Annotated in this window: 20 protein-coding genes; 12 read left to right on the top strand and 8 right to left on the bottom strand. The window is 53.4% G+C overall.

The genetic code is table 11. From position 1 onward, the window contains the following. The first annotated feature begins 280 nt into the window (after positions 1-280). Positions 281-733, top strand: a complete 453-nt coding sequence (locus B4O97_RS18545) for a hypothetical protein (protein WP_083053014.1) — start codon at positions 281-283, stop codon at positions 731-733. Positions 734-983: 250 nt separating this feature from the next. Here the strand turns inward: B4O97_RS18545 and B4O97_RS18535 are convergent, their stop codons facing one another. Then, the gene (locus tag B4O97_RS18535) at positions 984-3,017 is read right to left on the bottom strand and encodes a sodium-translocating pyrophosphatase (protein WP_198947103.1); all 2,034 of its coding nucleotides are present in this window, start codon (positions 3,015-3,017) and stop codon (positions 984-986) included. Between the two features lie 333 nt (positions 3,018-3,350). Here B4O97_RS18535 and B4O97_RS18530 point away from each other — a divergent pair, with 333 nt between their 5' ends. After that, the gene (locus B4O97_RS18530; protein ID WP_083053012.1) at positions 3,351-4,121 is read left to right on the top strand and encodes a hypothetical protein; all 771 of its coding nucleotides are present in this window, start codon (positions 3,351-3,353) and stop codon (positions 4,119-4,121) included. 36 nt (positions 4,122-4,157) lie between these two features. On the opposite strand, the gene B4O97_RS18525 is transcribed toward B4O97_RS18530, so the two are convergent. The 7 genes from B4O97_RS18525 to B4O97_RS18495 form a co-directional block, all read right to left on the bottom strand. Beyond that, the gene (locus B4O97_RS18525) at positions 4,158-4,907 is read right to left on the bottom strand and encodes a PHP domain-containing protein (protein ID WP_083053011.1); all 750 of its coding nucleotides are present in this window, start codon (positions 4,905-4,907) and stop codon (positions 4,158-4,160) included. A 10-nt stretch (positions 4,908-4,917) separates the two neighbouring features. Beyond that, positions 4,918-5,244 carry an iron-sulfur binding hydrogenase gene (locus B4O97_RS18520; RefSeq protein ID WP_083053010.1) on the bottom strand — a complete coding sequence of 109 codons (327 nt, stop codon included), beginning with the start codon at positions 5,242-5,244 and terminating at the stop codon, positions 4,918-4,920. Between the two features lie 14 nt (positions 5,245-5,258). Continuing rightward, positions 5,259-6,185, bottom strand: a complete 927-nt coding sequence (locus B4O97_RS18515; protein ID WP_233143138.1) for a CBS domain-containing protein — start codon at positions 6,183-6,185, stop codon at positions 5,259-5,261. Beyond that, positions 6,178-6,531, bottom strand: a complete 354-nt coding sequence (locus B4O97_RS18510; protein ID WP_083053009.1) for a DRTGG domain-containing protein — start codon at positions 6,529-6,531, stop codon at positions 6,178-6,180. The genes B4O97_RS18515 and B4O97_RS18510 overlap by 8 nt, the downstream gene beginning before the upstream one ends. 114 nt (positions 6,532-6,645) lie before the next feature. Then, complete coding sequence (locus B4O97_RS18505; RefSeq protein ID WP_083053008.1) at positions 6,646-7,701, bottom strand: LPP20 family lipoprotein; 1,056 nt, start codon at positions 7,699-7,701, stop codon at positions 6,646-6,648. Positions 7,702-7,735: 34 nt separating this feature from the next. Further along, positions 7,736-9,139 (bottom strand): hypothetical protein, encoded by a 1,404-nt coding sequence (locus B4O97_RS18500; protein WP_083053007.1) that lies wholly within the window; start codon positions 9,137-9,139, stop codon positions 7,736-7,738. Beyond that, positions 9,133-9,738, bottom strand: coding sequence for a penicillin-binding protein activator LpoB (locus B4O97_RS18495; protein WP_083053006.1), 606 nt, complete (start codon positions 9,736-9,738; stop codon positions 9,133-9,135). The genes B4O97_RS18500 and B4O97_RS18495 overlap by 7 nt, the downstream gene beginning before the upstream one ends. 161 nt (positions 9,739-9,899) lie before the next feature. On the opposite strand from B4O97_RS18495, the gene B4O97_RS18490 reads away from it, so the two are divergent. The 10 genes from B4O97_RS18490 to B4O97_RS18445 all read left to right on the top strand — a co-directional run bounded on the left by B4O97_RS18490 (position 9,900) and on the right by B4O97_RS18445 (position 18,133). Continuing rightward, on the top strand, positions 9,900-10,463 hold the full coding sequence (locus B4O97_RS18490) for a helix-turn-helix domain-containing protein (RefSeq protein WP_083053005.1): 564 nt from the start codon (positions 9,900-9,902) through the stop codon (positions 10,461-10,463). Positions 10,464-10,607: 144 nt separating this feature from the next. After that, a complete protein-coding gene (locus B4O97_RS18485) occupies positions 10,608-11,618 on the top strand; it encodes a TRAP transporter substrate-binding protein (RefSeq protein WP_083053004.1) in 1,011 nt (336 codons plus the stop codon). An 82-nt stretch (positions 11,619-11,700) separates the two neighbouring features. After that, a complete protein-coding gene (locus tag B4O97_RS18480) occupies positions 11,701-12,189 on the top strand; it encodes a TRAP transporter small permease (protein ID WP_083053003.1) in 489 nt (162 codons plus the stop codon). Between the two features lie 3 nt (positions 12,190-12,192). Then, positions 12,193-13,482, top strand: coding sequence for a TRAP transporter large permease (locus B4O97_RS18475; RefSeq protein WP_083053002.1), 1,290 nt, complete (start codon positions 12,193-12,195; stop codon positions 13,480-13,482). Positions 13,483-13,534: 52 nt separating this feature from the next. After that, on the top strand, positions 13,535-14,521 hold the full coding sequence (locus B4O97_RS18470; protein ID WP_083053001.1) for an aldo/keto reductase: 987 nt from the start codon (positions 13,535-13,537) through the stop codon (positions 14,519-14,521). A 122-nt stretch (positions 14,522-14,643) separates the two neighbouring features. Beyond that, positions 14,644-15,582 carry an acetamidase/formamidase family protein gene (locus B4O97_RS18465; protein WP_083053000.1) on the top strand — a complete coding sequence of 313 codons (939 nt, stop codon included), beginning with the start codon at positions 14,644-14,646 and terminating at the stop codon, positions 15,580-15,582. A 257-nt stretch (positions 15,583-15,839) separates the two neighbouring features. Beyond that, on the top strand, positions 15,840-16,298 hold the full coding sequence (locus B4O97_RS18460; RefSeq protein ID WP_083052999.1) for a hypothetical protein: 459 nt from the start codon (positions 15,840-15,842) through the stop codon (positions 16,296-16,298). A gap of 4 nt (positions 16,299-16,302) precedes the next feature. Beyond that, the gene (locus B4O97_RS18455) at positions 16,303-17,352 is read left to right on the top strand and encodes a FecR family protein (protein ID WP_083052998.1); all 1,050 of its coding nucleotides are present in this window, start codon (positions 16,303-16,305) and stop codon (positions 17,350-17,352) included. Then, a complete protein-coding gene (locus B4O97_RS18450; RefSeq protein ID WP_083052997.1) occupies positions 17,353-17,748 on the top strand; it encodes a hypothetical protein in 396 nt (131 codons plus the stop codon). A gap of 142 nt (positions 17,749-17,890) precedes the next feature. Next, positions 17,891-18,133, top strand: a complete 243-nt coding sequence (locus tag B4O97_RS18445; RefSeq protein WP_083052996.1) for a hypothetical protein — start codon at positions 17,891-17,893, stop codon at positions 18,131-18,133. The last annotated feature ends 52 nt before the right edge of the window (positions 18,134-18,185 follow it).

Genomic DNA, 18,185 nt, shown 5'->3' with positions numbered 1-18,185 from the left:
CCCTCCAGAGCTCATCACCCCGTCGCTTCAGCGTGATCGCAGTTATATCACTACAAGCAAAACGTGTCAACAGGCCCCAGTTAAAAAACAGGAAAAATAGTGAACCCGTATATTACTGCAGTGAAACAGTTTGCAGGCAGATAAAACTGCCCGCTTCGGTTAATGAATGATCGGCAGCGATAAAAAAGATACTTAGCAATTTTTTTACCCCGGGTTGGAACTTTTTACCTGTTAAGGTACCGAAGCTTCTGTGATATGATCCACTTCATGGGGGTCAGGAATGAGTGACGAATTCGACATTCTGCAAAAAGAACTTGAAGCCGAAGCTGGGGGGAAAATACTGAACAATGCCATGGTCCGTATTCAAGCAGGAACCACGTCACCTGAATTGTCCGCGGACCTCCAGGGGCTGTTGGTTCTTACCGCTGAGAAGCTTCTGTTTAAACACTACGCCCAGGACAACTGGTTCTCCGGGATGTTTTCGACAAAGAACAGAAGAGGCAGGGAGATATCCCAGGTAATAGATTTTTCCGACATTGTTTCGTTTAAACGTTACGTTGAGACATCTTTTTTCCGGCGGCTCTTTTTCAGATCCGAGCCTTTTTACAGTTTCGAATACCGGGATAAAAGTAATATTCTGCGTACAATACATCTTACGATCAGCTTCTGTAAGACCGGAGAAGCCTCCTTTTATGATTGTCTGTCCACGTCTCTGACCAGGAAAACAGACTAAACAGCTTTCAGTCAGCTAATCTTTTATCTTCGGATTCTTTCTGAACGCCGGGCAGTGCCTCCCGTTGGCACGGTAGACGGCATGGCTGGGCAGGTCCTTTGACTTGACGCCAAACAGCCTGCAGCTCCTTGGAAAAGCGGGGTCCCAGGAGACTTCAAAGTAGATGCACTTAAGGCAGTTTGGCGCTTTTGCAGGTGAATCCATGGCTAGTGTTCTGCGGACGGCCGGATGCCGCCCGCAGATAGTAAACCTAATGAGGAATATTCGAAGCGATAACCAGAGAGACGACGCTCATGAGCTTGATAATGATGTCCATGGCCGGCCCGGCAGTGTCCTTGAAGGGATCACCCACAGTATCACCAATGACTGCAGCCTTGTGGGCATCCGAACCCTTTCCTCCGTAGGCACCGCCTTCTATATGCTTCTTTGCATTGTCCCAGGCACCTCCTGCATTGGCCATAAAGAGGGCCAGCATGATACCTGATACGGTTACACCCACAAGGAGTCCTCCAAGCATCTGGGCTCCGCCGAGGTACCCTACAATAACGGGGATTACCACCGCACCCACTCCGGGAACCACCATCTCCTTTAAAGCTGCCGCCGTAGCTATATCAACACAGCTTACATAATCAGGCTTGGTGGTACCGTCCAGGACTCCCTTGATCTCCCTGAACTGCCGGCGCACCTCTTCTATCATGGTGAATGCAGCCCGTCCGACGGCCCCCATTATGAATGAAGAGAACACATAGGGCAGCATTCCTCCAATCAGGACTCCGATTACCACCCGGGCTTCGGTTACGTCGATAACAGTGATTCCCGCGGTCTCTTTAAAGGCGACAAAGAGCGCAAGGGCCGTAAGGGCTGCGGAGCCTATGGCAAAGCCCTTGCCAATGGCCGCGGTGGTGTTTCCTACCGCATCCAGCTTGTCAGTCCGTTCCCGAACCTCATGGGGCATACCGGACATTTCCGCCAGCCCCCCGGCGTTGTCGGCAATGGGACCATAGGCGTCGACGGCCAGCTGTATTCCCGTTGTAGCCAGCATACCGATGGCGGCAATGGCTATGCCGTAAAGACCGGCAAAATGGAAGGCAAACCAGATGGCGATTGCCAGCATCACCACAGGCCAGCCGGTAGCCATCATACCCACCCCCAGACCGGAGATAATGTTGGTCGCGGCTCCGGTGCTTGACTGGTGGGCAATCTCGGAAACAGGCTTTTTGCCATCAGCGGTATAGTATTCGGTCAGGATTCCGATAACGACCCCGCCGATAAGTCCGGAAATGATCGCGATATAGATTCCGCGGGAACTGTATCCGCCCCCGAATTCCGCCGGGGCCAGACCGATTACCAGGGGATAAGCGGCAACAAGGGTAAGAACAGAAGCGCCGATGGTACCGAAATTGAGGGCACGCTGAGGGTCCCCGCCCTCTTTTGTCCGCACAAAGAAAGTGGCTATCATCGAGGCGACGATTCCGACTCCCGCCAGCATGAGAGGCAGAAGAACGAGATTCACCTCCCGCAGGGAGCCCCCCAGAACCATGGCACCAATTATGGAACCGATATAGGACTCACACAGGTCGGATCCGAGTCCCGCAACATCGCCCACATTATCGCCCACGTTATCGGCGATTGTAGCAGGGTTACGGGGATCATCTTCAGGGATTCCCGCTTCTACTTTTCCCACAAGGTCGGCCCCAACATCGGCGGCTTTGGTAAAGATGCCGCCGCCTACGCGGGCGAAAAGGGCCACGGAACTCGCGCCCAAAGAATAGCCATTGATAATGGGCAGGACCAGTCCGTTCAGGGTCTCACCGTCGAATCCGAAGATCCTGCTGTAGATAAGCAGAAGTCCCGTGAGGCCGATGATAGCCAGCCCCACGACCGAAAGCCCCATGACACTGCCGCCGTTAAAGGCGATATTCAGGGCCCGTACCAGACCGGTTTCCGCACCGTGGGCGGTACGGGTATTTGCCAGGGTCGCGGCATTCATACCGATCAGTCCTGCCAGGGCGGAAAAAAGCGCCCCCACAAGGAAGGAGACCGCGACCAGTTTTCCCCATCCCTCTTCGGAAAAAACGAGCAGCACAGCCACCGCGGCTACAATTACAACAAGTATCTTGTACTCCCGCCGCAAAAAGGCCATGGCCCCGGACCGGATAGCTTTCCCGATCTCCTGAATTTTTTTGCTGCCCGGATCCTGCTTGACGACCCAGGCGGTTTTTACAAACGCATACGCCAGCGATAGAATACCGGCTCCAAGAGGCAGATACAAAAGCCAGTCCATACAGTCCTCCAGATTTTGATCAGGGCGCATCTAAAAATGCGGTAGTTCGGGAAAATCCCGGCAACGCCGCAGGGGGCAAAAAGTGTAGTTTTTAGAGCTGCCCATAAATAATCACTTATACTCGTTTATATCAATAATGTCACAGGCTGCCAAGGGATGCAATGTATATTTATTCTCAAAAACCGCATATTCTTTCACTCCAGTTCCTCAGGAGAAACAGCATGCCCCCCCTGTTCCGCTCCTTGAACCCGGGGTAAAAAAAATGATTTGCTTGACTATAAGCCGGGCTGCGTTTATGGTTTTATTAGATGCACAGCGTTTTCAGGAGGGGCTATGGCAATTCATTATTACCTTTCAGCGTTCCCGATGGAGGCATTAATAGCCTCGGAGCTTGAACCAAAGCAGTTCGGAAGCTATATGGCTACCGGTTCAAAGAAAGGAAGTGACGAACTAATAATTTTCGCAGAGATTGAAGGGAACTGCACCCCGGAATTTGACTGGCAATACGCTCAGGAGAAGTGTACGCCCCACCCCAACGGCGATCCGAAACACTCCGTATACCTGTCGGTATACCGGGTTCTCGAATATATTCCCCTACATTCCATTGGCTCCATATATCTCACCACCCGGGACGGACGCAGCCTTGAACTAAGCCCCGACCCCGGTGCCAGGTACCCCTCCGGCAGGGATTATTATCTGTATCAGGAGCTGTGTCCCATAAAACCGCTCATTGTCAGCCGCCTCGATCCGATGGAGTTTTCGGCCTACATGACGGATGAGAAGAATCACGTCTATACCCCAAAAATCGTATTCAGCAATCTCAAGACGCCCAACTTCGAGGATCCGGAAAACACAGGCCATACGGGGGGCTTCCTTTTTAACAAGAAGGGACATTTTCTCAGCTGCATCGCCTCCATCAGCGATCCGGAGGGAAAAGCGAACAAAACCTTCGACCGATCCCACGTGGAGTCCTTCTCGTTTCAAACCATCGAGGACGCTGTCTACATCGGTGACGGCAAAGAACTCAAGATCTACCCCATGCCCAGTGTTGATGAGATCAAAAACATCGATTACGACTGGGGACGCTCAGCACTGTTGTACTGAACAGCATCGTATTCGCTGTATATTTATACAAAACCGTCAGGTATCATCATACACAGTGATGACCCGGCGGTTTTTTAATGCCCTTTTCAGAAGGGAAAAATCCGGAGCTTCATCGCCGGGAAAGAGACTCCGTTTGGCGCCCAGGAGCTCAGGGATATGGGCATCCGAGGATGCAAGAACGGAAAAACCTTCCGCCAGAATAAGATTCCGCGCAAAAGCGACTTCCACTGCGTGAAAAGGGATATCCGGAATAAAGCCCAGCTGAGCGATCAATCCCGCATAGGGACGATCGATATGCGAGGGGACGACCAGGGCGCCCCGTGAAGAGGCCTCTTCAAAGAGACGATCCACTGAAAGATCGGTGGCGACCCCAAGATACTTGTCGATTTCTCCGGTAATCGTGCCAAACTCGTCAACAATTACCTGGTCTCCCATTTTTGCCGGGTTGTTGAAAACCTCCGGCAGATGATCATAGATAAAATCGGCGAAATCTTCCGCGGCATCGATGCCGGGAAAATAACAGAGGACATGGGCTTCCTCTACGGTGGTGACTTCCATACCGGGGATAACCTGGATACCCGCGTCCTCCCCGAGACGAATAAGGGGGGCGCAGTTGGCGCAGGCGTTATGGTCTGAAAGGCTGATAAGGGAAAGATCCTTTTCCCGGGCCTCACGGATAATCCTTTGGGGAGACATCTCCAAAGAACCGCAGGGAGAAAGACAGCTGTGAATGTGCAGATCCGCTGCCGTCGCCGGATCAGTCCCCCGGCTCGTATTTGCCGTCATTGTGCAGGATCTAGAGTAATTTGGAGATCTCCGCACTTACCCTGAACTGATTTTTCGGGGTAACAAAAACGGCCACTCCATCGCTCCGGGCAGCTTCACGCATACCTTCGTCGGGTTCCCTGTCATTGCAGAGAACCACCGCCCGGAGGCCCGCGAGGCCGCAGACGGCTATGGTGTTTTTATGAGCCTGGATAGTGATAAGCACGCCGCCATCGGGGGCGTTGGCAATAACGTCGCTGAGCAGGTCAGAGGTATATCCGTCGGTGATCCGTGTATCTGGATCGGGCAGATTAATCGTTCTGTAGCCCAATTGATCATGTAAATCGGTAATCTTCATGGCGGAATATCTCCTTATAAACGCTTTATGATTGCTGTGGCATCGGTCTTCTTTCCCTTGGCCGATTTGAGAAAAAAATCATCGACAACCCTCTGGACATTCGCCAGCCCCATACCCGCGCCGAAGCCCAAAGAACGAATCCACTCGTTAGCGGTGGAGAACCCCACCTCCAGAGCCTTGTCTACATCGGGGATTCCAGGGCCGGTATCAATGGTTCTAATTTCGATTTTCTCGGGATCCATGCGAAAACTCAGCCTGCCGCCATGGGAATGGACCACAAGATTCATTTCCAGTTCGTAACTTGCTACGGCAGCCCTGCGGATGGTCTGGGGATCGAAGCCGTGGGCCTTCAGTATCCGCTTGATATCCGCGGAAGCCCGGCCGGCATTTTCAAAGTCATGGCGTACCACATAATGCTGAAAGCTTATTACGCCTGAATCGGAATCCTCGCTGACATCCTGCTTGAGTTCTCCTTCAAGCTCTTCCACAATGCGATTGACTTCCCGCAGCAGGGTGGTATTGATATCCCTGATGGTAATTATTCCGCAGAGCTCCCTGTTCTTGTTCAGCACCGGGAAGCGTCCGTACAGGTATTTGTTAAAATAGCTTATGGCGAAGGAGAGGGGCATATCGTCTTCAAGGACCTTGATGTTTCTGGTCATGTGACTTTCCGCAGCTTCGTCGATGGTTCCCTCATCGAAGGCTGTAAGGATATCGTGCATGCTGATGATCCCCAGGAGGCGCTTATCCTCTACAATGGGAACGCCGGTAATGCTGGCCTCTTTCATCCTGTGCTGGATAGTCCGCAGTGTTTCGGTTTTGGCTGCTGTGACCAGATCCGAGGACATGACGTCCTTGATCTTCAGCCGAAAAATAAGCTCCGTCAGGGCCGTAGGAATATTCTGGGAACCAAAAGAAACCGGAGCACGCTGATCAGGCACCGCATTCAGCCTTGCTGATCAGATAATGCAAAGCAACGCAGGTATCGAAGAGGGTTTTCTTTGTCGACAGCAGGGAAATTCCCATCTCGGAAGCCAGTTTGATCATTGCATCGGAAGGCCGTTTACCGTTTACCAGGACAACTCCGAGGGCGTCCACGACGTGGGCCGTGCGCAGGGTCTGCTCCGAGTTGAGAGCTGTGATCAGCAACAGGTTTTCCTTGTCAAAAACAAGTACCTCACTCATCAGGTCACCGGCGGTAACATACTCTACCACCGCGGACTCATAGGCTTCACCGCGGTGATACTCTTCGCATTCGAGGCACGAGCTGATGTCAGGAAAACGCATGTAATCTCCTTGTTATCTATGTCCTTGTCCTGTTTTTACAGAAGCAGTATAAAGAAAAACCGGCATCCTGACCAGCGGACAGGATGCCCGAGAGGCTTGAAAAAACCCGGCTGCTCAGTTTCCCTGCACCAGACCGTCAAAATATCCGCGGACGGAACCGATAAAATCCTGCCGGACGGCCTTTGAGATATCATCCATGGCAAAGGACCTGGCCGATTCCGCCGTGACCGCGGAGGCCCGGCCCTGGTTGTTATAAGAGACAAGGGCTTTGCCGTCGGGTCCGGTAAAATCAAGATTGAGATACCAGCGCACGGACTTGTACTTGGGATTCAGCTCTATATCCTCAATGCGGACATCCCCCCCCACGCTGAGCAGGGCCGGATCGGCGGTGGGAAAGCGTTCCTGACTCAGGGCCTCGCGGACAGCAGCTTCCACCTGGGGACCCTCGGCTCCCTGGATGCGGATATTGATGGTCATACCGGATGCCATGTCCACCTTTTCCTGCAGAACCCTGCGCTGGTCATAGGGCAGCGAGGTCATGGCGTAGAAAACCTGGGAGATGATCCTGAGCTGGTCCATCAACAGGGCATTGCTCTGGGCTACCACCGCGGCGGCGGAGACAAAGGCGTATTTGCGGATGGGATCGGCGGCGGCGCGGTATTCCTCCATGTAGGCGGTAACGAAGCCGCTGTTTTTCTGGATCAGATCCTGATAGATTCTGCCGGTGGCCATGCGGTCGATATAGGCGATGGCATGGACCCGGCCTTCGTTATCGACGGCGGCTTCTCCGAACTGCACATTCAGCAGAGTCTGGTTGGACTGTACATTGGTGGACTGGGCGAGCATGAGCTCGCTCTCGGAGACGTTTCCGGAGGAGCTTACCAGATCACGATATCGCTCCGCGGTACTTACATCCACGGAGATCTGGGATTCGAAGATCTGGGAGAGCCCTGCCATGGCGCTCTGTTCCGCAGCCCGGCGGGTGTCGCCGGTACCGATGGCGGTCATGTATTTATCCTCCGGATATACCCCCCGGGGATCGAGAAACCAGTCGGGCATATCTCCGGAGGAGTTGGAGCCCCCGGAGGAGGGGCTGCTTGTGACACAGCCTGCAAGAAGTCCCAGGAGAAGCACTCCCGCCAGGATCAGGGCTGTATGTATCTTTTTCATTTCAGGTACTCCTTTTACAACGGACTCCGGCGTCCTACTTGTTAGAGTAGGATGTCGCGAGGTTCAGACCGCCTTTGGTCAAATTCATCATCCCCAGCTCGTCCACCTGCAGCAGGGTGCCCCCGGAGTAATACTCCAGTTCGACAAAGTGTTCACCCTCGGGAATATCGAACTCCCCCATGTAGGCATGGGCGGGAAAATAGCGGGCGGTCCGCAGGTCCGCCTGCTCCGAGGCTTCCACGGCAATGTCCGCTACAATGGATCCCAGGAGTCCGAGGGCGAGACCACCCTGCTCCTGGAGCTGCTGTTTGCCCATCTGGGCAAGGATTCCCTTGACGATGGTGCGGGTAACGGTCTTCATGAAAATGATGGGATACTTTACCTGGAAGGTGGCTTCTGCAACCCGTTCCATGTTTTCGATCATCTTCAGCTGGCCCAGGGGCTGGGCGTCCACAACCAGGCGAATGGTATCCACGGCGCTTCCCTGGGGTTCTATGTAGGGAAGCTGAAACTTGAAACGGTACCCCCCGTCAATACCGGGCCAGAAGAAGCTGTTATATCCGGTGGGAATCAGCTGTCCTGCATCATCCTCGTCCATGGTGAGGATTGATACGGTATTGGGACCGGTGGCGATGGTGAGGGTCTTCGCTTTTTTTACCGGGGAACGTCCGGCAAAGGCCAGGACGCTCAGGCGGGCCCCGTCGGGGGGGCGCAGGGTCGATTCATCCACCGGGGGTTCAAATTCATATATATCCGGCTGCAGCAGAAAGGCTTCCACTATCTTGTTGTAATCGATGCGGGCCCCATCGTAATCCCCTTCGCCCCGGTACATAAGCAGACTCACATAGCGGGCAAGGGCGCTGTTATAGAAACGGTTCTCCCCGGCCTTGAGTTCAACCTCCGCGTCATCCGCTGAGTTGTATCCCGCGGCGAGGTCGGAATACTTATCTTCCAGGAGATTGAGCTTGGTGTTTACCTTCCGGACTTCCACGAATCCGGCGTCGAAATCCCCCCGGGAGAGGAAGTTCAGGGACTTGAAGACATTCAGGTAAATATCCTCGTAGTCCTCGCCGGCGTAGTCCATAATGTTATCGTTCAGGAGGAGAGAGCCGGCGGCCTGGGATATGCTTTTGGTAAAATACTGCTCGATGAGGATCTCCGCTTCGTTCAGATGCTGCGTGCTGAGTTCGTAGTCTCCGGCATAATGGTAGAGCATGCCGACATCGAGGTAGTAGAGTACCTTGTCTTTGTCGCGGTAGTAGGTGGATCGCTCGTCGCCGCTCATGGCCTGGGCCGCCTGAGCGTAATTCCCCTGATTTACCGCATTGTCGATCTCTGCAAAGGGTTCGTTACGGGTGGTACAGGAGATGAAAACAAGTACGACAACAAGCAGGAAGGCCCGGTTCCGGGCCTTCCGACTGCGTCCGGCATCTACCATCGGACTTTACTCTGCTCCACAAGCTTCTTGATCTTTTTGGTACCGATCCAGACCTTTTCCATGTTTTCGATATTGATAAGCTCCATGTCCACCTGATACAGGGTGGCGCGCTTACCTTCGATGGCGTCGACCTGGGAGCTTATGGACCCGATAAGCATGAAATCGGCCCCGGTTTCTTCTCCCAGACGCTTGATGGTCTCCTGGGAGGCCTCGAACTGCTGATCCTCCTTCTCCGCCCGTACACCGACCCGCTCTTCGGGGTTGGCCACGAAGGTAACCTGGCCGCCGTTGATGAGCTCACGCTCGATGTCCTTGACGAAGGGGGTGGTATCGATATGCTCGGAGCTCTTGTTCCGGATGCTGCCGACAATCAGTACCGGTTTGCGGCCTTCCGCGGCCCGGAAATCGCCGAGCCAGGGGCGGGAACTCATGTCCCGGATCATCTCCTCGGCGACCAGACGGCTGTCGGTATCGTTCCAGCGGCCGCTCAGATCGGTCTGGGTATCCGCTGCGGTCCGTTCCACTGTGACCCCGGAGGTGGCACAGCCGGCAACGGTGAAAACTACTGCAATAATAAGAAGACTAAGCTTTGCCCTCATAACCAATTACAACTCCTTTTACCTGAAATCTTTTAAAATCATAGACAAACATATACCACGGGTCAAGCTAAATGTCATCGGGATAAAGCATTCAACAGGGTTGCACAAGGTGTATTTTTTTTCTATCATCCTAATCGCTACACATACATGAGGAAAGCGGATTGAACGACAGGCACAAACTCCCGGATTCCCAGACCATCGGCAGACACATTCGGAAACTGAGAAAGCTGCAGCACCGTACCCTGCAGGACGTGGCGGACAACTGCGGTTTCACCAAGAGCCTTCTTTCCAAGATAGAGGGGGGAAAGGTGGTTCCGCCGGTGGCGACCCTGATAAAGATAGCCTCCGCCCTTCATACCAACATTTCCGGCCTGATTGCCGAGGGGAACAGCCGGGACTGTGTCTTTGTGCCCGCCGCCAAAGAGGAACGTTCACCGGTCCCCACCGAAAGCGGCTATTCCATTCTGCCCCTGGCCGTGGAGATGCCCCACAAGAAGATGCAGCCGGTACTCATTACCGTACGTCCGGAAGAGCTGAACGACAAGATCCACAGCCACGAGGGGGAAGAGCTTATCTTCGTGCTGGAGGGGATACTCGAGTTTCAGGTGGACGATCAGAGGTATGTTCTGAACCCCGGGGACAGCATTTTTTTCAATTCAATAATCGAACACCGCATTACCGGGGTCCATTCAGAGTACGTCAAATTTCTGGATATTTTTAACTAAAGGGCACCTTTTCCCATATTGGATACAAAGTCCAGGGGAATATGCTTTCTTCCAACAATTTCCCACAAAAATATTGACAATTCAACAAGGTTGAATGATACTGGCAGGTACAGGTACCTGATACCAATTTTCAAGGGGGAACGTATGTTAAAGAAGGCACTAGGCATTGCACTGCTGCTGGCAGTTATTCTCTCTCCGATATATTCCGGAGGAGAAAAGGAAGCAGCAGGGGGAGAAAAACAGATTGTATTGAGGCTCGGACACGACCAGTCCGATGGACACCCTTACGACCTCGGGGTAAAGCGTTTTGCGGAAGAGGTGGAAAAACGGACCAACGGGGCGGTGGCGATCAAGATTTATCCCGCGGCCCAGCTGGGGGACAGCCCCGAGCAGATCGAGGGACTCAACCTGGGGACTCTGGACCTTTCTCTGTCGGCTTTTTCCCATGTTACCGGTTTTGTAAAGGAGCTGGACCTTTTCGGTGCACCTTTCCTGTTCGAGGATGAAGAGCACTTCAGCGCGGTATTCAACGGCGAGGTAGGCGAGATTCTTGACCAGGCATGCCAGGAAAAATACAACATCCGGCTGCTCTCTACCTTTACCTCCGGCTATCGTCTGCTCTTTAATGCCGAGCGGCCGATAGAAAAGATCGGCGATCTTGAGGGCTTAAAGATCCGCGTAATGGGCGGGGAAGCAAACTCCCTGACCTGGTCGGTATTCGGCGCCATTCCCGCGCCCCTGCCCTATTCCGAGGTCTACTCCGCCCTGCAGGCCGGAGTCGTTGACGGTGCGGAGAACGAGCCGGTGAGCATAATGATGAACAAGTTCTACGAAGCGGCACCCTACTTTGCCCTGACAGACCACCTGGTACTTCCCATGGGTCTTTTCATGAGCGACAAGGTTCTGCAGGATCTTCCCGCGGAATACCAGGAAATTATCAAAGAAGCCGCCCAGGACGCAGCGATCTGGGAACGGGACTACATTACCGAAAAGAATATGTCCTCCATCAAGGAGATGCAGGAAAAATACGACGTGGTGGTTACCCGGCCGGACAAGACTGCACTGATGGAACGAGGCCGACCGATCCAGGACCAGATGGCCAAAAAACTGGGGCTTGAGGATCTTCTGGAGAAGGTCCGGGCCGCAGCCAAATAACAGGCAAAAACAAGAAACAGTAACAGAAAAGGGGGAAACTCCGGGAACATTCCGGAGTTTCCCTTTTAAAGGATGTCCCGGTGTGAACAAATTCATCGATAAACTGGAAAAGATCCAAAGAACCTTCGGAAGCATTATGCTGGTAGGCCTGCTTATTGTGGTTTCTCTGCAGGTAATAAGCAGATTTATCATCAAGTCCCCGATCCAGTGGACGGAAGAGGGATCCAGGTTCATCTTTTTCTGGGTCGCCCTGATGGGGGCCTGTGTAAGCGTTAAAACAAAAAAACACTTTACCATTGCCGTGTACGAGCCCGGCAATTTTCGCAATCCCCTGGTCCGGCTCGTGGCGGAACTGATTCCCGACGTTATCGTCCTGGGATTCTGTGTTCTGCTGACCTGGTACGGCTGGGAGTATTTTACCTCCGGTTTTACCCGCAGGGGAATCGAGGTACCGCTGCAGATGTCCTGGGTATACGCGGCCCTGCCGGTCTCCGGTGTTACCATGGCCCTGTATACGATTAACAGCATCCTGATCACTATCCGGAACAGCCGAAAAAGCGGGGAGCAGTAAGCTATGTTATGGGTATTGTTTTTATCGTTTATTCTTTTATGCCTGATCCGCGTACCCATCGCCTTTGCGATGTTCATATCATCCACCCTGGCGATCGTCTTTGAAGGACACGTTCCACTGACCATTGTTGTTCAGCGGATCTGGGTGGGACTGAACAATTTTCCCCTGCTGGCGGTTCCCTTTTTCATGGTGGTTGGCCAGCTGATGAACGAGACGGGGATTTCCCGCAGACTGATCGACTTTTCCGACGCCCTGGTGGGACACCTGAAAGGGGGCATGGCCCATGTAAACGTCGTTGTAAGCATGATCTTTGCCGGAATTTCCGGGGTCTCCTCGGCGGACACCAGCGGCGTGGGATCGGTGCTGATACCGGCCCAGGTAAAAGCGGGCTACCCCAGAGGCTTTACCGCAGGGATTACCGCGGCATCGTCCACCCTGGGAAACATTATTCCGCCAAGCCTGATGATGATCATCTATGCAGCCACCGCGGGACTTTCGGTGGGGGGCATGTTCCTCTCCGGTATTATTCCCGGCGTACTGATCGGTACCCTGCAGATGGGCTACTCCTTTTTCGTCGCCTACCGGCTGGGAATAGGGGGAGACCACAAGTTTTCCTTTAAACGGCTCTGGAAACACTCCAAACTGGCCATTCTGGCGTTGTTTATCCCCATAATCGTTATAGGCGGCATTATCTTCGGCATATTTACCGCTACAGAGGCATCCTCCATTACCGTGCTCTACGCCCTGGTTCTGGCGCTTCTGTACCGCGAGGCAAGCCTTAAAAAGATTTACGAGACCTTTAAAACCAGCCTCGGGCTTTTCTCCCTCTCCCTCTTCTGCGTGGCAGCGGCCTCGCTGTGGGGATGGGTGCTTGCCTTCTACAACATTCCGGAGATGGTCGTGGAGTTCATGGGGAACGCGGGTATGCTGGATTCCACCTACCTGATCTTTTTGACGGTGGTAATTATCTTTCTGGTAATCGGGACGTTTATGGATGCCATTCCGGCGATTATTATTCTGCAGCCGATTATCGGGCAGATTACCGCGACCGCGGGAATTAATCCCTACCATATGGGAATCGTTGTCGTCCTGACCCTGGCTATAGGGCTTATAACCCCGCCCTACGGTCTGTGCCTTCTGATTTCGGCGGACCTGGCGGAGCTTTCGATTGCCAAGGCGACCCGCGCCATGGTGCCCTTTTACCTGATTTCTCTGTTCGTGCTGGCCGTGGCGGTATTCCTGCCGGACCTGATGCTCTGGATACCCCGTGTGGCAATGCCGACCTATATGTGATACAAACTGTAAGCAATATTTTTCAGCATAATTTTTTGCAGGAGTTATTTTTATGAAGATGATGAAAATCGGAAAATCCGGTATCGAAGCTTCCGCCCTGGGCCTGGGCGCCTGGGCCATCGGAGGAGACAGCAACTGGGGTCCCAGCGACGATGCGGAATCCATCAAGACGATCCACCGCGCCCGGGAACTGGGAATTACCCTGGTGGACACCGCCCCGGCCTACGGACTGGGCCACAGCGAAGAGGTTGTGGGCAAGGCCCTGAAAGGTCGCCGGGATCAGTACGTGCTGGCAACCAAGTGCGGAATCCGCTGGGACATCGACGAAGGCGGCCTTCTGATGGAACGGGACGGCGTAAAGATTGTCCGGAACGCGAGCCCCGCCCGTCTGGCGGAGGAGATCGAGTGGAGCCTTAAGCGGCTGGATACGGACTACCTGGACCTCTACATTGTCCACTGGCAGGCCACCGAGGACTACCCCTTCCCCATCAGCGAGACCATGGGATACCTGATGGACCTGAAGGCCCAGGGAAAGATTCGCGCCATCGGCGCTTCCAACCTGAACCGTGAGCAGTTCATGGAGTACGTGAACAACGGCCAGCTGGACCTGATCCAGGAGAAGTACAGCATGCTGGACCGGGGCGTGGAAGAGAAGTTCTTCGGTCTCTGCAAGGAGCACGGCGTAACCTTCCAGGCCTACTCTCCCCTGGAACGGGGCGTTCTAACGGGTAAATACGGCCCGGAAAGTACTGTGAACATGGGCCTTGCAAAGAGCAAGATCGAATGGTACCAGAAGGACAAACTGGCCCGGATTCAGGACCTGAAGAAGAAGTGGCAGCCCCTGCTGGAAAAGTACGGCTGCTCCATGACCGAGCTGGTACTGGCATGGACCATGTCCCAGGGGACAGGGGACAACGTAAACGTCCTGGGGGGCGCCCGGAAGATTCCCCAGATAGAAGAGAACGTTGGCGGCGGAAATATCAGCGTCGACGCCTCGGACCTTGCATCCATGCGCAAGGACGTGGAAGCGATTTCCTAGGCTATTTACTATTCTCTCCTGAAACAGGAAACAGCAACATTTTTCGTGAACAGGCCGGGGCAGTCTCCCGGCCTGTCTTTTTTTATATCCACCGCCGATATACTCTGTAAGGGGCAGAAGATATGGATCATTTTTCAGACCGCATGATACGGCATCACTTTTTATCCCGGGAGGAGAAGAACATCCACACCCGCTGGAACAGGGATATTCCCCCGGTGCTGAACATAAAGTCCGGCGACCTGATCAGCATGGAGACCCGGGACGCCTCGGACGGGGCCTTTACACCCGACTCCACAGCGGCGGACATCGCCGCCAGGGATACCGGGAGGATTCACCCCCTTACCGGACCGGTTTTCGTTGAAGGGGCCGGGCCGGGGGATGTACTGAAGGTGGATATTCTCGAGTACGAGCTGGGGGACTGGGGCTGGTCGGTCAGCGGACCCGGCAAGGGTCTTTTGCCTGAGCTGCTTGAAAGAGACTACTTCAAGGCCTGGAGATACGACAAAGAGTCAGGCTACGCCTGGTTCAACGAACATGTACGGGTAAAACTGGCCCCCTTCTGCGGGGTACTGGGGACGGCACCGGCTGAGAGGGGCGAGTTCCGCACCGGGCCGCCGGGGAAGCACGGGGGCAACATGGACATCCGCTACCTGACGGCGGGTACGAGCCTCTACCTGCCGGTTTGGGTCGAAGGGGCCCTCTTTTCCGCCGGGGACGGCCATGCCGCCCAGGGGGACGGAGAGGTGGGAATCTCCGCCATCGAGACGGAGCTTACGGTAACTTTACGGATATCCGTTGTACACGGCGAATCCATTGAAGAGCCCCGCTACGAAACCGACCATTATTACGCAACCACGGGTATCGGTACGACGATTCTGGAGGCCGCCCAAAAGGCCACGGGTTATATGATAGACTATGTCTGCTCCCGTTACGGACTTGAAAAAGAGGAGGCCTACGTAATCTGTACGGCGGCCCTGGACCTGAAGATCTGCGAGACCGTGGACCTGCCGAACTACCTGGTTGCGGCCCACCTGCCGAAGGAGATTTTTTTAAGCATATGATGTTGAGCAGTATTAAGACACCCCGCGCCAGGGACCGCAGCGGCAGCCCGGCGGGAGGGACAGGCCCGAAGCGGCGGAGTGAGCGAGCGAGCCGCAAAAGGGCCTGCGGAGCAGGACAAAAATATTGAGAGAATCCCGAGGGCCGGCTACGAGCGGAGGGCCCGTCAAGGCGCCCCTTGAAAATCCTTGAAATAGCCGCACAAGGGGGGTACTCTACAAGGGTGCTGCAAGGCGAAAGCACGGAACAAGGAGTTGGAATGAAAAAAGGGATGCGCAGAACGCTTACAACCCTGGTGCTGGGGATATTTTTCGCAGGATGTACCACCATTCCGGGGGAACGGGACGGAATGGAGTTTACGGAGATGATAAATGCCGGAGAGTGGGAAGCTTTAAGCGAACAGACGGCGGAGCCTTTTCTGCTGGACACGGAGATGATAATGCGCCGGTCTGATATGCGGGAGTTCTGGAAGATCCTGGCGGAGGGGAGATTCAGCCTGGGAGAGACGGAACTGCTGGTTATCGATGAACCGGCACAGGCCGCCCGTTACGGCAGTGGCCTCGAGATAGAGCAGTTTTTTGCCAAGTATGTTCCCGAAAGGTCAGCGACCTTTCTTGCACAGAGTACAGCGGGACGCTTTTACATAACCATCGGCAGGGACGAAGACCGGAACAGGATGATCTACGCCTTTGCCGGACCTTTGGGAAAGGAGCAGTAAGACTATGAGAAAGCATCCGGTTTTTTCACCACGAAGGCTTAGCGTGCTGGTTGTCCTGGGACTGTTTTTCGCCGCCGCCCTGCCCTCCGCCGCCCAGGTGGCGAGTATCGACTACCTGCAGGGCTGGGTCGACCTGCGCTACCCCTCCGGGGATGTGGTGGAGGCCATGATAGGCGACGAGCTCGAGAAGGACGATACGGTAATAACCGGCGATGACGGGACGGCGACCCTGGCACGTCAGGGTGCGGCGGAGATTGTAATTAATCCGAACACGGTCTTCTCGATCCGGGAGATCGACTCCGGGGGACAGAAGGAGACGGTCATGCACACCGCCCTGGGTTCGGTGAAGTTCAAGTTTATGCGGCTTTTCGGCATCGAGCCGAAGATTTCCACCCCCAGCAGCGTGGCGGGCGTACGGGGAACGGAGTTTACCGTGTACGCCGGGGACGAAGGCTCCGCCCTGTTTACCGTGGATTCCGGCGAGGTGATGGTGACCAGCCAGGGGATACCGGTGGTGCTCTACGAAGGCGAGGGAGTCGAAGTCAAGGCCGGACGTGCGCCGGGGGAGAAGTTCGAACTAAAAGGGCGTCCCATAGACTACTCAAGCTGGGCGGATGAGAAGCAGGCTGAGTTCTCCGCCGACCCAATTGCAGGGCTTAGAGGGATAGAGCGGCAGATGGATGGGTATATTCGGGAGGTGGAGAATCTTACTTTAGCTTATGAAGACAACAAGGCGTTGCTTAAAGAAAATGTTGAGGAATTGAAAAAAATCAAAGAATTACACGGTTCTGATGAATCAGATAAATACTATCGCGAAGAGATTGTTCCTCTTGAGAAACAAGGGAGTGTAATTTTCCTCAATAGACGATATTGGTCTTTGTCATCTTATTCCCTTAAACGTTATATTGGTGCAAAACAGTATGCACTAATGAAAGCAAAATGGCTGACGGGAAAAGATAACGATAATTTTGAAGAGTACAACTCAATGTACAATGATATACTTGATAAGTTCAACGAATACATCATTATTCACTTGAGCACGGAGGACATTTAGATGAGGGGAAGAATTAATCTCAAAGAGATCACAATATTAATCTGTCTATCGATATTTTTCTTTTTCTTTACAGGCTGCGATGAAGTCTCCCCAGTATCCGTAGAGGAGCGAATAGAAATGTTCCTGAATGATTTAAGTAATCAAGAATATAGCACAATTCGCGGCGATCATATTCACCCAGATGCACCGAGCTGGGATACACTAAATTCAGCTTACTGGCCAGCAAATGGTCCATGGAAGGATTTTCCACTTTCATTGAATTCAACGAACGTTCCTGATACTTCTTCCGTGACAGTAAATATTACTAGTAGCCTTGGAACGAGTGATTATGATTTTGTCATGAGGGAAGAAGAAGAGGATGTGTGGAAAATTTACAGTGTGACAGGTTATTTTTAATACTTTCTGGGTCGTCTTTGTGACTATTGCATCCGTTACTTTTAATTGATTGTATTATTTTTACTGTGTTTATTAGAAACAGAAGTATCGAAGGTAATAATATGTAATAGAATCACAATTTAAGGAGATTTTCGATACCAGCATGCAAACACTAAAGAACACCGGTCCTATGATTATAGTAGCATTAACATCTTTTCTCTTTAGCTGCGCCGGCGGGGCGGGAGGCGGAAGTCTGTCAGATACTCAACTGTTTGCCGAAGGTTTTTCAGCCTGGTTTTTCGGATCAATTCAGATTGGAGTGGACGACGAATATATTGACGAGACAACGGACTTTTCTGGAATAGTCGAAGAGACCGACCATACTGGAACAGGTACCATTACATAGGGTCTCCTGAAAAATAGATAAATTCCCATAGAGCGGGGAAATATGTTAGGAT

This window comes from Marispirochaeta aestuarii (assembly GCF_002087085.1).
Classification (GTDB): Bacteria; Spirochaetota; Spirochaetia; order JC444; family Marispirochaetaceae; genus Marispirochaeta; species Marispirochaeta aestuarii.
The sequence above is the reverse complement of the archived record's forward strand: the minus strand, read 5'-3'. Positions and strand labels throughout refer to the sequence as shown.